At 42.0% G+C, this 15,319-nt stretch carries 11 protein-coding genes and 1 other RNA gene; 3 read left to right on the top strand and 9 right to left on the bottom strand.

Annotated features, from left to right (window positions below):
• Window positions 1-588 precede the first annotated feature (588 nt).
• Window positions 589-1,179, top strand: coding sequence for a cobalamin biosynthesis protein (locus AC5JL8_RS08660; protein ID WP_495879366.1), 591 nt, complete (start codon window positions 589-591; stop codon window positions 1,177-1,179).
• On the opposite strand, the gene AC5JL8_RS08655 is transcribed toward AC5JL8_RS08660, so the two are convergent.
• The 8 genes from AC5JL8_RS08655 to AC5JL8_RS08620 all read right to left on the bottom strand — a co-directional run bounded on the left by AC5JL8_RS08655 (window position 1,151) and on the right by AC5JL8_RS08620 (window position 10,258).
• Entirely contained in the window at window positions 1,151-1,504 is a 354-nt protein-coding gene (locus AC5JL8_RS08655; protein WP_495879365.1) for a phage holin family protein, read from the bottom strand. The two genes, AC5JL8_RS08660 and AC5JL8_RS08655, sit on opposite strands and share 29 nt — an antisense overlap.
• Window positions 1,505-1,909: 405 nt before the next feature.
• Entirely contained in the window at window positions 1,910-2,818 is a 909-nt protein-coding gene (locus AC5JL8_RS08650) for a peptidoglycan-binding domain-containing protein (RefSeq protein ID WP_495879364.1), read from the bottom strand.
• Window positions 2,819-2,973: 155 nt separating this feature from the next.
• Window positions 2,974-4,263 carry a M16 family metallopeptidase gene (locus AC5JL8_RS08645; protein ID WP_495879363.1) on the bottom strand — a complete coding sequence of 430 codons (1,290 nt, stop codon included), beginning with the start codon at window positions 4,261-4,263 and terminating at the stop codon, window positions 2,974-2,976.
• A gap of 61 nt (window positions 4,264-4,324) precedes the next feature.
• Window positions 4,325-5,566 (bottom strand): M16 family metallopeptidase, encoded by a 1,242-nt coding sequence (locus AC5JL8_RS08640; protein WP_495879565.1) that lies wholly within the window; start codon window positions 5,564-5,566, stop codon window positions 4,325-4,327.
• 379 nt (window positions 5,567-5,945) lie between these two features.
• Window positions 5,946-6,130, bottom strand: a non-coding RNA gene (gene ssrS / locus AC5JL8_RS08635) — 6S RNA.
• 64 nt (window positions 6,131-6,194) lie between these two features.
• The gene (locus AC5JL8_RS08630) at window positions 6,195-7,367 is read right to left on the bottom strand and encodes a 5-(carboxyamino)imidazole ribonucleotide synthase (protein WP_495879362.1); all 1,173 of its coding nucleotides are present in this window, start codon (window positions 7,365-7,367) and stop codon (window positions 6,195-6,197) included.
• On the bottom strand, window positions 7,364-7,852 hold the full coding sequence (locus AC5JL8_RS08625) for a pentapeptide repeat-containing protein (RefSeq protein WP_495879361.1): 489 nt from the start codon (window positions 7,850-7,852) through the stop codon (window positions 7,364-7,366). The genes AC5JL8_RS08630 and AC5JL8_RS08625 overlap by 4 nt, the downstream gene beginning before the upstream one ends.
• Window positions 7,853-8,068: 216 nt before the next feature.
• Entirely contained in the window at window positions 8,069-10,258 is a 2,190-nt protein-coding gene (locus AC5JL8_RS08620; RefSeq protein WP_495879360.1) for an ATP-binding protein, read from the bottom strand.
• Window positions 10,259-10,783: 525 nt separating this feature from the next.
• Here AC5JL8_RS08620 and AC5JL8_RS08615 point away from each other — a divergent pair.
• On the top strand, window positions 10,784-11,107 hold the full coding sequence (locus tag AC5JL8_RS08615; protein ID WP_495879359.1) for a slr1957 family protein: 324 nt from the start codon (window positions 10,784-10,786) through the stop codon (window positions 11,105-11,107).
• A gap of 437 nt (window positions 11,108-11,544) precedes the next feature.
• Window positions 11,545-13,134: an alkaline phosphatase D family protein gene (locus AC5JL8_RS08610; RefSeq protein WP_495879358.1), complete on the top strand. Its 1,590-nt coding sequence runs from the start codon at window positions 11,545-11,547 to the stop codon at window positions 13,132-13,134.
• A gap of 147 nt (window positions 13,135-13,281) precedes the next feature.
• On the opposite strand, the gene AC5JL8_RS08605 is transcribed toward AC5JL8_RS08610, so the two are convergent.
• On the bottom strand, window positions 13,282-15,195 hold the full coding sequence (locus AC5JL8_RS08605; RefSeq protein ID WP_495879357.1) for a GTPase family protein: 1,914 nt from the start codon (window positions 15,193-15,195) through the stop codon (window positions 13,282-13,284).
• Between the last annotated feature and the right edge of the window lie 124 nt (window positions 15,196-15,319).

Raw genomic sequence — 15,319 nt, 5'->3', positions numbered from 1 at the left:
TAGATGCTGGATGTTGATAATGGAAATGATTCTCAAATCTAAGTATCACATCTTTGGTGGATTTTTATTATAGTAATTATTACTCAGACAAACGCTAAATTTTAAGAAATTTAAAACAAAATTGATAAAAATAGCTAAAACTTAGATATTAAATCAACTTTTCAACTTCGTATAAAGGAGATATAAAATAACTAATTCCACCACTAACAAATAAAGAAATGCTGAAGAGAGCAAAACTCCGTCGCAACTCTGTAAATTCGCTGCAACGAAGAAGGAAGAAATTGAAACACCAAGATAGAGAAGGCAAAACACTTGCGCCTCAAGAATTCTAAGGAAGTAAAAACGAATCTAGAAATTCATCTTTTACTTTTTACCTTTCACCTGGTCTCTGCCTCGGCGTTTCCTACTGTGCTAGATGTACATCAATATATAGTTTTTAGCTTTCTGGAAAAGTATTCTAACGATCAATTTTTATGTATCATACTGAACTTAAAGTAAAACAACTCATATAAAGCGGCTAATTGGCAATAATTTGGGCAATTATTGAGGAAATAAAATTTTCTAATTTAACTGATAAGAATACGGCTAGTGAATGATAAACTTTCTAAATTACAGTGCCAGCCACAAATTTTGTGGGTGGGAATTGGTTGTCGACGAGGTACATCACGGCAGTTAATTGAAACAGCAATTCAGCAAGTATTAAAAGAAAATCAACTAAAGCAAAGCGCGATCGCAGGTATTGCTACTATCGACAATAAAGCCTCAGAAGTCGGTTTAGTAGAACTTTGCTGCCTACGCAATTTACCTTTAAAAACCTTTCCGGCAGCAGTTCTTAGAATCGTCTGTGTCCCCAACCCAGGTAAAATTAGCGAGCAAGAAATCGGGACTCCCAGTGTAGCGGAAGCATCTGCCATTCTCGCGGCTTCTCATGTCAATTGGCATTTAAAAATGACAAACCAGAGATGGGAAAAGACAGAACAAGTTCCACTTCATCCATCTCTAAACGTGAAAGCAAATTCACATCACCTCACTCTTTCCTTAGCTGCTTTGGAGGTAAAGTTATTAGTTCCCAAACAAATTTTCCGCTTACAGGAAGAACCAGGGGCAGTAACAGTAGCTGTTGCCCAAAGCATCAAAAGAATAGAGAGTATTAATCAACTACTCTCAGAACATAGTTGATGACGCTAGAAACAATCGCTAGCACAATTGATCCCAATAAAGCAGGTAAGAATCCATTAATCTCAAAACCAGAACCAGGAGTGAGAAAGCTTGCTAACCACAAAGTTAAGGCATTGAGGACAAATGTAAACAACCCAAAGGTGAGTAAAGTAATTGGAAACGCCAAAATACTAAGAATCGGTCGAATAAACGCGTTAACTAGCCCGATAACAACAGCAGCTACAAGGGCAATCACAAAATTCTTGACGATGAATCCAGGAACAATATTAGCAGTGATTAATAAGGCCACTGCCGTACCGAGCCAAGTGAATAAAAAGTTTTTCATAAGCATAAGCTGTTTTAGCGAAAATAGCAGGAATTTTAATTATCCCTCTGTTGCAGTATCGGATAAAACACTAAGCTGTTGTGTTTTTTATTTGCACATTGAGACAGCAAAGGGCACAAGGGTACAGGAGAGGCTTTGCAGGTTTTACTTAAAATGATCATGATGCTATTTGTAGGTACGACAGATGATCAAGTTTGTTTGTATCTGAGTATCATGTTTGCTAAAACGCTTGTATTATTTGTTGAGGCTGGTAATGGGTAATCACCTCTCTCCAAATTACCAATTACTAACTAGAAATTATTAAAAAAGTACTAAAAAATTTTTGCCATACACTTACTACGGCAGGCTTCTCGCCTGCCATCGCCCAACAAATGGAACTATGATGGACAAAAACAGCTTATAATTTTAACGCTGGCGCTGCGATCGCTCCAACAGAATCTCCCAGGTAGCAGCACCAGCTACACCATCAGCCTCCAAATCATAACGCCTTTGTGCCGCTTTGAGCGCCGTCTCGGTTGTTGGCCCAAAATCTCCATCTATACCACTTTCTAGGAAACCTTGCTTTTTCAATAGTTCTTGTAACTTGGCTACTTCCGAACCACTGTTGCCTAAACGCAAAATGGGAAATCCTTCTGAGGTGTATTGAAGGTTAGGTTTTTGTGGAGAGTTAGCGAATGGATTAGTACGGACTGGTTTAGTACGGGTTGGTGCAGTCCGGGTTGGTGTAGTCCGGTTTGGTTTAGTCCGGGTTGGCGTAGTCTTTTGTTCTCTAGCACTTGTAGCTTGCCTTGGTTGAGCAGGTTTTGGTTCAGATATAGGATTAACCCTGCGGATGTTAGTAGCTTGAGAAGGAACAATTACCGCCGCCGGGTTGGGGGCCGGATTTGGTGCAGGAACAGTTGATGCCACTATTGGTTGGCTGGGGAAAAGCCGCTGCCAAGTGAGGTTATCAACAATACCATCTGGATTTAAGCCAGCCGCTTGCTTAAACCGAAAAACGGCACTAGCAGTAGTATCGTTATAGATACCATCCACTGCACCTGTGTAAAAGCCTAAAAGTTTTAGAGCTGCTTGAAGTTCAGACACACGTTCTCCTTGGCTACCAATGTTCAACGTAGGGCGGTTGATGTTAGCTCCCGGAATTGCTTGCGAAATGTTCTGTGGCGCTGCAATTGTTACTAAAGCCGAGGAAGTAATGAACAGAGGCACAGAATAAAGCAGAATTACCCAATAAAACTTATTGGTGTTCAAGAAGCGAAGTAACTTAAGTAAATTTGAGTAGCGCAATATACTAACTGACAGGCTGCCTTTCATGGAATTTACCACCGGAATCTTCTGATGCTAATAGTACAGCCGCTTGGGTATAGAAAACAGCTGATGCGTTTTCTCTACGTATATGCTACACGTTAGCGTAAAGTTCTGCGGGCATGGCTGCGCTTACCGCGAAGCGTCTTTGTTAGGAGAAGCTCCTATGCTAGCAGGCTGGCACTATTAATTGCTTCCTCTGGGCCGACTAAAGACAAATAAGGTTCCTGTAAGTACCGAAAAGCTGCTGCCATCGCATCGGCTGCATTCACAGATGCAATCATTTCTTGAAATTTTTGGTCAAATTCAATTCCCAACCCTAAAATCTCATACCAGCCATATATTTGAGCAATTTGCCCATTAGTTTGTTTACCTAGCGCGTACTGTCCCAATATCTTGTTTTTAGCAGCCTGGAGTGCGTTGGCTGATACTTCGGTGGTACATAAAAGATCCACCTCTGTATGCAATCCTCTAAGGGCAATGCTAGTATTTTCTGGCGCTGTTCCCATATAAACGACAAATGATCCCGGAAACAGCCTTGTGGGGTAAAATGCAGACACTTCGTAAGCTAATCCCTGTTTTTCTCGTAATTCCACAAATAAGCGACTAGAAAGCCCATTGCCCAAGTAGGTAGAAAGCAATTTTAAAGCAGCATAGTCAGGAGAACTTACCGAGGGGCCTAAGTAACCCAGCATCACTATTGATTGTTGTGTCTGTAGAGGGTGAAGCTGGTGCTGGGGTTTGACTTGAATATCGGACAAATTCAGTATTGGTGGTGCTTCAGTAGGAACTTGCCAATCTCCAAAAACTTCTTCTACCAGTTTTACGGCATCTTCTAGGGTAATTCGACCAGCAATACTAATTACTAGATGATCTGGACGAAAATGAGTTTTGTGATAATTCACTAAGTCCGCACGAGTTAAGCGGCTCATAGTGGTTTCATCTCCTAGTATCGACATAGCATAGGGATGATTTTGGTACATTACCTGCCGCATTTGGTCAAAGGCAATGGTAAACGGCTGCTCTTTTTGAGAGCGGATATCTTGTAGTGCCAAACGCCGTTCTAGTTCGACCTGGGTTTCTGGAAATGTGGGCGATCGCATCATCAGCCCTGCCAATGCTAAAATTTCCCGAAAATCTGATGTTACCGTCTTCAGAGATAGCAAAAAATAATCAGTGCCTGTATCAGCACTTAAACTCGCTCCCACTGATTCGACTTTTTCGGCAATTTCCAAGCTAGAAAGCCCATCGCATCCTTTTGTCATTACTGCTGACAACAAATGCGCTAGGCCGGACTGTTCACGGGTTTCGGCACAACTACCAGCACGGACAAAAATTCGCGCTGCAATAATATCTGCAACCGGATTTTCAGCTACTAGCACTACTATGCCATTGTTCAATACAGTGCGGTGGATAGGGGAATTAGATAAAGAGGGATTCACAGTTTGAGTCATTAGTCAACAAGTCAAGAATTCCACAGTCAACAGTCAATAGTCCTTAGCTAATGACTAATGACTAACAAGGTTTAAGGATAGTAACGGCGTAATTTTGAGGTGAAAGATACTGTTTAGCTAATTTTTGCAGTTCTTGGGTATCAAACGATAGAATTTTTGCGGGATAGGTAACTGCTAATTCAGCTTGGGCGATGGTATTGTAGTATCCATAAAGTCCAGTAAGTTGATTTGGCGTTTCTGTAGAAAAGGCATAGTCATTACAGAGCAACCTACGTGTGCGGGCTAATTCTTGCTGGCTAATTTCCGAGTTTTGCAAATCTTCTAAGTGAGCGCGAATCAAGAACTCAACTTGCTCCAAGTGTTCTGGTTCCAACCAAGCAGTAATGGTAAATAAGCTCGAATCCCTTTGTAGCGAACAATTACTGCAAATTCCCTGAACTAATTGCCGTTCTTCTCGCAAATCACGCACTAAACGTGAACTCCGCCCTTCTGCCATTAATACTGACAGTAAATCTAAACCATAAGCTGTGCGTAGTTGATCTACACCAGGTGCGTGCCATGCCATGAGCAACCGCGCCTGCTCTAGCCGTGGTAAATACAGTTCTTGACGATGAATTCCCTCTATTATCGGCTCTGAAACATTTTCGGATTTGGGGCAATCAGAGGGTTCGGCAAAATCTGCAAAGGTGCGATTGACTAAATCTAAGGCTGAGTGCTGAGAAATTCCTCCCACAATCACCACCGTCATATTTTCCGGTTGATAATGGGCACGATGAAAACAGCGCATGGCCTCTGGCGACTGCTGCATAAGTTCTCGCTCTGTACCCAGCACTGAACGTCCATAAGGGTGACGCTGATAAACGCTTTGAATGAGAGCTTGAAATCCTATCCAGTCGGGATCGTCATGATAGGAACGAATTTCTTCTAACACCACATCCCGTTCGCGGAGAAATTCATCTTCTCGAATCGCTGCATTCAGCAATAACTCGCCCAAATGAGGCAGCGTTTCTTCGAGATCAGGGGCAGCTGTAGTCAGGCAATAATGGGCATAATCATAACTTGTAGCCGCATGACTTACTCCACCGCGATTTTCAATGTTATAATCGAAGACCCCAGGGGGTAATGTTTCTGTCCCTTTAAAAATCATGTGTTCTAGAAAGTGAGCCATACCAAACCAAGGTTCTGGCTCCAGGGTAGCTCCAGCACGCACCCAAACATCTGCCACAACTACAGGGGTAGTGGCGATTTCTTGATGAATGAACGTTAAACCATTGTCTAGGTGAAAGACCGAGGCTGGAAACACGGTATTAATTAGTTGTTGTGACAATTTTTTGTAGCTTTAACCACAATTTAACGCAATTTCGCCATCTTAACTCTGAAACATAGCGAATTCAGAATCAATTTATACAGATTTGGCTTTTAAGAGCAGCGATCGCCAACTCTTCATATAGCGTTGGATTTTATATATGGATTATAAAATCTTTATGTTGTAATTCTTTAAAAAAATTATATATGTTTTTTAAATATAACGATATAAATTGATCAATATTAAATTAATTTGTTTATTCCGCCTAGTTTCACACAGATGATTTAAAATTTTCAATTCTGAATTCCTAAAAACTTTGCTGAGTTGAATAATTAAAGCTCCCAAGGTTTGGTCTACTTTGGGAGCTAAAAATTTTGAGTTCACCGCGACGCCGTTTTACCTAAGTTTATGACCTGGTTAAACCAGGGTGGGTATCTCAGTTTCTCGTTTAAAGTTTCCGGGTACATGCCCGGTCTACTGCCACGAGAACTCTTCGATTCCCTTATCTTTAAAGGCATAGATCAAAAAACTTGATGGCAGTCACCAACGTCGTAGTGCAACTAACTCATTATAGCTTTCAAAAAGATGTTGTGTGTTCAATATCGAAATTTTCTCGAAAATTCTCTTAGGAAGGATACCAGATAGCTTCTATAGCTTGGGCAATAGCAATTGCCGCATCTCGGCTTTGATGATCTAGCAAAACGGTGACATGACCTAGCTTACGCCCAGGACGTGATTCTGTCTTGCCGTACCAGTGGATGTGAGCATGAGGAACTTCTGCTAGTTGTTGGCGCTGGCTTTTGTAATCACTTTGCGAGGTTTCGTAACCCAGAAGGTTTACCATGACAGCGCTAGGGGAAATTAAAGCGGTATCACCCAAGGAAAAACCACATACTGCTCGCAGATGCTGCTCAAATTGCGAAGTTTCACACGCGTCCAAGGTAAAATGGCCGGAATTATGAGTACGGGGTGCAATTTCATTGACTAGCACTTTGCCATCGGCGGTGAGAAATAGCTCAATGCCAAAAACACCTACAACTTGTAAGCTATTTAATAAAGTTTTGGCGATCGCTTCTATTTCTGCGGCTTGATTAGCAGTAATTTCTGCTGGCGCAATCACACGCCGACACACTTGTTGTTCTTGTTGGGTTTCTACCACTGGGTAGGTAACTACCTCAGCATCTACAGAACGAGCGACTATTATTGCTAATTCTCGTTCAAAAGGTACAAACTCTTCGATTAAATAACTTGCTTGATTGCCAGTTGGTTTGCTAGAGCTAGCATCTAGCTGGTACTGCAAACTAGCCCAGTCCTTAATTATAAAAGTACCCTGACCATCATAGCCGTGGCGTCGGGATTTTAAAACAACTGGAAAACCCAAATCCTCAATTTTAGATTGCAGATTTTCCGGTTGGACACTTGCTAAATATTCGTCTAGGGCAAAAAAAGCGGGAACTGGTAATCCCAAATCTCGTAAATAGCAGCGTTGCTGATATTTGTCTAATAAAGGAGTCAAAGCTGCTAATTTAGGACGGAAACAAACGCCTTGGTTTTCTAAGACAGATAAAGCATCTAAGTTAACAAACTCGTTTTCAAAAGTGATAACATCACATTTTTTAGCTAAAACCTTTGTGGTCGTGACGTCATCAACTGGGGCAAAAACCGTTTCCTGCGCAATAGTTACAGCTGGATCGTATTTACTAGGAGTTTGTATCAGTAATTCCACACCTAATTTCTTAGCCGCATCCCCCATCATCCAGGCTAATTGCCCACCACCAATTATACCAACACGCTTCATTGACATCCTAGAGAATCTCGAGTTTGCACGCCAGTCTTAGAATTTACACCACTGGCTTTTTCACATAATTCTTTGATTTGTGCTTTATCCAAAACTGCATCGGTGAAATCTGCACTACTGATATTCACATCAGTAAAGACTGCACGCAATAAAAGGGCTTCTTTTAAAACGGCATCGCTCAAATCAGAGCCAGTTAAGTTTACCTGATCCACCATTGCATTTGTTAAATCCGCCCCATGCAGTTTTGCTTGCGTCATCACCGAAGCACTTAAAACTGCTCCTCGCAAGTCAGCATCTGTAAAATTAGTTAGTTCTAAATTTGCATTAGAGAACTCAGCTGCTTGTAAAGTTTGCCCCGAAAAATCGCGTCTTGTTAACTCTGCATTACTAAATGACAGCGGATGAGTCCAGTCTGCCAGTGCAGGGGAAGCGATGAAAAATACAATCATCCCCAGAATTAATGCCAACCCTTGCCGCCAAAACATATCCGCCTAGCTCATCTGGTGTCTAGTTACTGCCTTTTAGCTTATCGCATTTTAATTACACAAACCTATCTTAGAGAATAAAGCAGAGAGCAGAGGAGCAGGAAAGACAAGGGGAAAATTTATTACTCAGCACTCAGCATTTTCAAGGCGATAGTCTACTTTCAGAACTTTTAATAAACCTTTCCCATATAACTATGATTAAGTTGTTACATAGCTTCATCCTTGTCGTCGGATAGGCAATTGGATAACAAACTCAGTTCCTTGACCAAGGGCAGAGAAGCATTCTAATTTGCCACTATGTTTTTCGGTAATGATTTGATAACTAATTGCCATGCCCATACCTGTACCTTTGCCTACAGGTTTGGTGGTGAAGAAGGGATTAAAAATCAGGTTTTTCACTTGTTCTGGCATTCCTGGCCCATTGTCGGCGATCGCAATTTTTACCCATTGGGAATTGCACACAGAGGTGCGAATGGTAATTTGGCTGGGATTGGCTATCATTTCCTCATAGTTGCGCTTGCTATTGACCTCATCTAAAGCATCAATTGCATTTACCAAAATATTCATCAAGACTTGATTGAGTTGTCCAGGATAGCATTCTACTTCGGGCAAGTTCTCATAATCCCGAATCACTTCAATTGCCGGAGATTCTGGTTTATCTTTTAAACGGTGTTGCAGAATCAAAAGTGTACTTTCAATTCCTTCATGAATATTAACTGTCTTGAATTCCGCTTCATCCATCCGGGAAAAGTTCCGCAGCGATAAAACAATGCTGCGAATTCGCTCAGTCCCTATTTTCATGGAAGGTAGAATTTTTTGTAAATCCTCAATTAAAAACTCTAAATCGATTTCTTCAGCTAGTGCTTGCACTTCTGGGTCATCGCTAGGATGGCGTTGCTGGTAAAGCTGGATCATCCTGAGCAAATCTTGAGTATAGTTGTTGAGATGGGTAATATTGCCGTGAATAAAATTGACCGGATTATTGATTTCATGGGCAACCCCTGCTACCAGTTGACCGAGGCTCGACATTTTTTCACTTTGAATTACTTGTGTCTGGGTGCGTTGCAACTCGCTTAATGCAGTTTTTAATTCGTCGGTACGTTCTTCCACCCGGTCTTCTAGCTCTGCTTTACTATTTTCCAGGGCAGTAAAGTATTCTCGCAATTGCCCTGCCATGTGATTAAAAGAATTAGCCAGTGTATTGAGTTCCTGAATATGGCTAACATTTACGGTCTGGTCTAAGTTACCAGATGCCATTGCCTGACTAGCGCGGTTAATTCGCAGAATCGGCTTGGTAATCCAGCGTGACGTAGCATAGCCCATTAGTGCTGCCATTACTAATGCCACTACACAGAGCAAAATACTAGTCCGAGTATTGGCGTTAATTTGTGCCATAAAAGCTTGTTCTGGCAAACTCACTACCACCAACCAATCCATTCCATATTCGTCACGCCAAGGGGTGACATATACAAAATTCTTTTCTCCTTGCCAATCTAATTGCACTGTTTTGGGTTCGGTAATTGGCTCAAACCCGTTGAAGGTTTGCTGAATATGTTTGGCAATACCTTGAATCGCTAAGTCGGGACTGTCGGTAGCTTTCAACCGCTGAATCTCGCCTTTAACCAGTGTAAAAGGTTGCTGAGTGCTAGAGTTCGCTATCAGCAGACCATTACGCTCCAAAATGAAAACCTTTCCATAGCGGTTAACATCCAATTGCCGTAAAAATTCGCTTAATTTCAAAAGATGAATATCAGCACCAACCATCCCTAGTAAACGATGATTTACGTCATAGATTGGACGACCCGCTGAGGCGCTAATATAAGGAATACCAGCAGAATCCCAAGTGTAGATACGTGACCAAATGGGTTTACCTGCTTTTATTGGTTCTGTATACCAACTTTCTTTGAAGAGGTCGTAATCGTATGTTTTGTTGAGACGAGTAGGATTGCCCTGACCATCAGTGGCATAATTGCGAGTATTGTTCGGTGGTTTGTTAGTCCACTCTTCGACTGTAACTGTTTTGCCGTCGAAACGAGCAGCTCCTGCCCCTTCGCCTGTAACTAATCCGATACCGATGTAGCTTAAGTCATAGGCCTGCATCTGTTTCCAGAAATACTTTGCTACAGTTTTGCGATCGCGTACATCCAGCAATCCCATCTCAATTGTATCGGCATTAATCTGGTTCACCTTGTTAGGAGCGGATAGATAGGAATTGAGATGTTGCTCAACTATATCGCTTGTGCGATTCATTAACTGGTCTGCCAAGTCGTTCACGGCTTTCTGTCCATTCTTAAATGACAGAAAACCAACCAAACCCACTGCTCCAAAGATTTGCAAGAAAAACGGAACAATGAGAACAAGCTGTAATGGCAATGCTCTAATTCTGCTTGAGTACAGTTTTTTCATAAATAGGTTAGTAGGTGCAATTGTCTGACTGCTTCACGCACTCGCTGCCACACCATATAGAATTCCCAAATAAGATACCCAATTCCATACGTAAAACTACGAAGTCAAGGGAAGCGATCGCTTATCCTGCATTGCACTTAAAGGATGACTTCAGGAAATGTCATTAATTAAGTACTATTTATTTACAATTCTTGACTTAAAAAAGAGATTTTTAGAATATATATTTTTTTATGCTTATTTTATATTTCAGCAACCACCCATAGAATTATTTACAATACTTTACTTATTCAGTTTCTGGTTAAGTTTATTGTATTTTGATTTAACCAGCCTCAATCGGCTGTTAGCCTTGTAATTAAGTCAAGTATTGTTTGAGTGTATTTATATATGGTTCTCAAATGCTTGATAAATCTTTATTTAAGTGGTGAATCACCGTTAAATTTATAGCAGTAGATAGGTGTTATCGACTGAACTAAATATTTATATTCAGAGAACTACACAAATTCAACAAGTTACCCTAGCAACCCGATGATGAATCATTACGCTATCGAATGGATTGAGGCATGGTGCCTAGAAAATGGCTGGACAGATTTATTTGTAGAGCGGCGCAATAACTACTGGGCTTTTCCTCCAGGCGGTGTAATGCCTGAACCAATTCCAGTTCACGCACTCAGATTGATTAAAGCTGAAAAGGGGCTAACTATTGAAGAAAGATTGTGGTCGATATCAGCAGTAATTGGCACAATTGTAGCTGTATTGTCTACCGTTTTCTTTAAGTGCCCTATGCCATTAGTATTAGCTTTTGCTTTTAACGCAGTTACAGTGGCCCAATTTGAACCTGAAGATGCCTAAATTTTTCTTTTGGGCATTTATTTCTATCGGCATAAAAAATTAAAACTGCTCTTGACTAAACCTTCAACAAGAGCAGTTTTTAATTTTAGGTATGCCAATAAAATATCCTACCTATGTAGTAGCGCTAAAGCATGCTAATTAACGCAGAGTTATTGCTGCTTTTAACCAAAAATACTACGTTGTCATACAGCATAACTTATTGATATACAAATATTAAGTTGATGTTAACTCCTCCTTTGTACAGAATTAATGTCTTACTAGTAGGTTGTGGTCAGGAAAGTAATATATGACACAGACTAATTAGTAAGCCAATCTGGTCTTTAAAGCCTGATTTAGCAAGGGTATGCTTGATAGCAATTGCCTATCATTACCCTGGATTTGTGGTGTCATATGTTTCTCTGCTTTCATTCACCTATCTAGTGAGGGGTAAAGGAAGGATGGTTAAGTACGAGAATTTTGAGCGGTTACTACACAATTCGATCAAGCGACGTAACTTCATTATCGGGGCGGGAGCATTCACTGGTTTGGCGATCGCTAGCCAGTTTTCTCATCAACGTGCGATCGCTCAAGGTAGATTTTCCGATAATCCTTTTAAGCTTGGTGTAGCGTCGGGTGAACCTTATCCAAACAGCGTGGTGATTTGGACTCGTCTAGCACCAGAACCTTTAAATGGTGGTGGAATGCCACCTGTTAATGTACCAGTGCGTTGGGAAGTATCAAGCGATCGCAACATGAGGCGGATTGTGGCCAGGGGTACTGAGCTTGCAACTCCAGAACTAGCCCACTCAGTTCGTGTTGTAGTTGAAGGACTCCAAGCTGATACTTGGTACTGGTATCGCTTTAATGTAGGTAACCAAGCTAGCCCAGTTGGTCGGACTCGTACTGCTCCTTTAGCGGGTAGCTACCTGGGCAAATTTAACTTTGCACTAGCATCCTGCCAGAACTATCAGCAGGGATACTATACTGCTTACAAATACATGGCTCAGGATGACCTCGACTTGGTAGTCCATGTTGGTGACTACATCTATGAGGGAGGAATTAATACTAATGGCCCCAGACAGCATAATAGTTCAGAAATTCTGACATTGGAAGATTACCGCAACCGTCACGCCCTCTACAAAACTGATGCCAATCTCCAAGCTGCTCATGCAGCCTTTCCTTGGATTGTTACCTGGGATGACCACGAAGTAGAAAATAACTATGCCAACTTCATCTCACAAGTCGATACTGAACCAGATCAAGATCCGGCAATCTTCCTGCAACGACGAGCAATAGCTTATCAGGCTTACTACGAACATATGCCACTACGTCCCTTCTCACGACCAGTAGGCCCCGATATGCAACTTTACCGTCGATTGAATTTTGGTAATCTGGCGACATTTCATGTTTTAGATACCCGTCAATATCGTACCGATCAACCCTGTGGAGACGGAACTAAAGAACGTTGCCCAGAAAATTTCGACCCACAGGCTACAATTACTGGCAAAGCACAAGAGGATTGGCTATTCCAAGGATTAACTAGCTCGCAGACTAGATGGAACATTCTTGCTCAACAGGTTCCGATTGCTCAAAGAGATATGAAACCAGGGGAAGGTGGAACCTTCAGTATGGATAAGTGGGATGGTTATTTAGCTTCGCGCGATCGCCTGATCGCTTTTCTAGAACAGCAAAAGCCCTCCAATCCAGTCTCCTTGGCAGGGGATGTGCATTCACATTGGGCAATGAATCTCAAAGCTGACTTCAATAATCCCCAATCCGCCACAGTGGGAAGTGAATTCGTCTGTTCCTCAATTAGCTCCGGTGGAGATGGCTCAGACACTACCCCCACAGTTGAAGCCTACTTGCCAGATAACCCACACATTAAGTTCTTCAACAATCAACGTGGGTATGCACGCTGTACACTGACTCCTACCACTTGGAAGACAGACTATTTGGTAATGTCAGACGTGACAACCCCATTTGGCAGAATCAGTAACCGTGCTTCATTCATAGTTGAAAACGGTCGTCCGGGAGTACAGCGCGTCTAATTTTATATAAAACCACAGACGAACACCGATATTTATCTGTGGTTTTATATAAAAAACATAGACTTATGTAAGAGATTTAATGTTTTTACAATCCAACAAGCAAGTTGTCGTTGGCATCTCAAAAAACACTATCTATTACCTACTGAATCAAACCTGCTTCAGATAGTAATCAAACCGCTCTCGGAGTTGCTCAACTGTCAGGTTTTGTGCCCAGTATTCAACTAATGCATGACCAAAAGCCCAAGCGTTGCGATCGCTCTTGGCAGTGTTTTCTAGCAGCAGCGGCCAGAGGGATAGCAAGTCAAAATTGAGCTTGATAGAGTTATCTGTATTGAAGAGAGAAAAAATCTCATACGCCATTTGAAGCTTACCAATCACGATAGGCAACTGTTCCACCGGAATTTGTTCTGCTAGCAGGTAAGCCAGAGTAGGAGATCCGGTTGATAAGGTGGAAATAAATTGCAGAACAGGACTTTTTAGAAATGTGGTTAGCCCTTGGGTTGTCGCCATCTGGAAGGTGTAATGGTCGATGATTTTAGCAGCAGCGACAGTACGAGCTTCTAAGTTACGTAAAAAGCGGGCTAAACGCAGTTGTTTAGCAGGAGCGATCGCTTCTACTAATCCTAAAGATAAAGCTTCTATTCCCCAGGCTACTCGACCAGTTTTCGTGTCACCTGTGACGACAGGCAAAACCAAATTAGAGAAATCGCCCAGCAATTTAGCGCGATATTCTGTAGCTTCTCGAATAGCAATTTCCTTCGGGCGATCGCCCCATTCCCAATCATAGGGAGGTTGCCATTCACGAATCGGACGGAGACGATCTACCTGGGTGACTATAGTAATCACAGGTAAATCTGTCACCTCTGCCTTCATATCTTGAAGAAAGTCCACATCCATTTGCAAGGCAGGATCAAGGGCAGGAGTGACTAATAGCAGCAGATCAGCGTTAGTTGCATAATCTAACACCAAATCCCGGAAATCTGCACGGTTGACTTGTTCATACCCTGGAGTATCCCAAAGTGTGAGAGTTTCATTGTTTTGAGTCTGCCACTGATAATTTTGAATCTGATCGGTACTGGGCAACACATCAACGGCAGCTAGATCTGATTGAAACAATGTATTAATTAGGCTACTTTTTCCCGACCCTGTTCGCCCTACAAGCAAAATATTGACAGGTTTCTGTTCAACCACTTCTGTAGGTTCTGCTTCAGCCAGGATATCTCGCAGAGTTTGAGTCTTAGTCTGAGGTAATGTAGGTTGAGGAGAGGAAAATTCTGTAATTGGCAGAGTGCTACCACCGTAGAGAGCGATCGCCTGTCGGCATAAATTCCGCAGTGCTGCTTCGCGCAACATTTGGCTTAAATTTACTAATAATTGCTGATTAGCTTGGTTCGTGTAGCGCTGGCTGGCTCGTTTTGCCACAGCAGCCACCGGGTTTAATAGCCATTGTGCCCAATTCCAAGCTTGCAAAAATTTCCGGGCAGATGGTTCCAACTTCCGGTAGACCTCGTATGCCTCGTATGCCTGCCCAACTGTCACTTGATTTAGAGCAGGTGATAACTTCTGCATCCACTGATCCAAGTCATCCATAGTGCCCCGAATCAGCCCGTAAGCTTGGGTGATGTAAATGTTTAATAAAGGATATTTAACTTCAGGATGGTAGATATGAGCGATCGCTACAACCAGATTTTGGCATCGCGTCCAGAAAGTTTGCCAATCTTCCCAAATCGGGCGATCGCTTTGTGCGGCTTGCAAAATTTCATTTAGGGCTGCTTCTGCTTGAGTGGTAGTGTCATTTCCTGCTGGTAGTTGGTTAATATTCGCAGATGATGCCAGTTCCTCACTAACCTCTGTCATCACAGCTTGCAGTTGATCTACCGCCGGTTGCGTCCATTTCACCAACAACCAACGCCAACCCACAAAGATAAGAGTGAACACACCCCAAATCCAATTAATGCCCCAAGTGTGGATCTGGAATCCTGCGGATACTAGTAAGAAAGTGATAATAAAAGCGATCGGTGTTGCGAGTACAACCCACTGCCACAATTTTAAACGCACCATTACCCTTTACCTGGATTAAACTTCTTGTACAAATGACGAATAGGAAGCTTAGGAAAGTTGATTTTTTATGACACTTGTAAAAAGTCTATCGTTTCTAATTTGGGTAAAATGCTAGTTTATTTTG

The sequence above is a fragment of the Mojavia sp. genome (assembly GCF_059505145.1).
Note: the sequence above shows the minus strand (reverse complement) of the source record. Positions and strands in the feature narration are given on the sequence as shown.

What these genes read in the sequence shown, in the direction of transcription:
- AC5JL8_RS08615 (WP_495879359.1), top strand. Translation starts at nt 10,784, where the DNA reads ATGATGAATCATTACGCTATCGAATGGATTGAGGCATGGTGCCTAGAA.
- AC5JL8_RS08645 (WP_495879363.1), bottom strand. Translation starts at nt 4,263, where the DNA reads ATGACTCAAACTGTGAATCCCTCTTTATCTAATTCCCCTATCCACCGC.
- AC5JL8_RS08650 (WP_495879364.1), bottom strand. Translation starts at nt 2,818, where the DNA reads ATGAAAGGCAGCCTGTCAGTTAGTATATTGCGCTACTCAAATTTACTT.
- AC5JL8_RS08655 (WP_495879365.1), bottom strand. Translation starts at nt 1,504, where the DNA reads ATGAAAAACTTTTTATTCACTTGGCTCGGTACGGCAGTGGCCTTATTA.
- AC5JL8_RS08605 (WP_495879357.1), bottom strand. Translation starts at nt 15,195, where the DNA reads ATGGTGCGTTTAAAATTGTGGCAGTGGGTTGTACTCGCAACACCGATC.
- AC5JL8_RS08630 (WP_495879362.1), bottom strand. Translation starts at nt 7,367, where the DNA reads ATGAAGCGTGTTGGTATAATTGGTGGTGGGCAATTAGCCTGGATGATG.
- AC5JL8_RS08625 (WP_495879361.1), bottom strand. Translation starts at nt 7,852, where the DNA reads ATGTTTTGGCGGCAAGGGTTGGCATTAATTCTGGGGATGATTGTATTT.
- AC5JL8_RS08610 (WP_495879358.1), top strand. Translation starts at nt 11,545, where the DNA reads ATGGTTAAGTACGAGAATTTTGAGCGGTTACTACACAATTCGATCAAG.
- AC5JL8_RS08620 (WP_495879360.1), bottom strand. Translation starts at nt 10,258, where the DNA reads ATGAAAAAACTGTACTCAAGCAGAATTAGAGCATTGCCATTACAGCTT.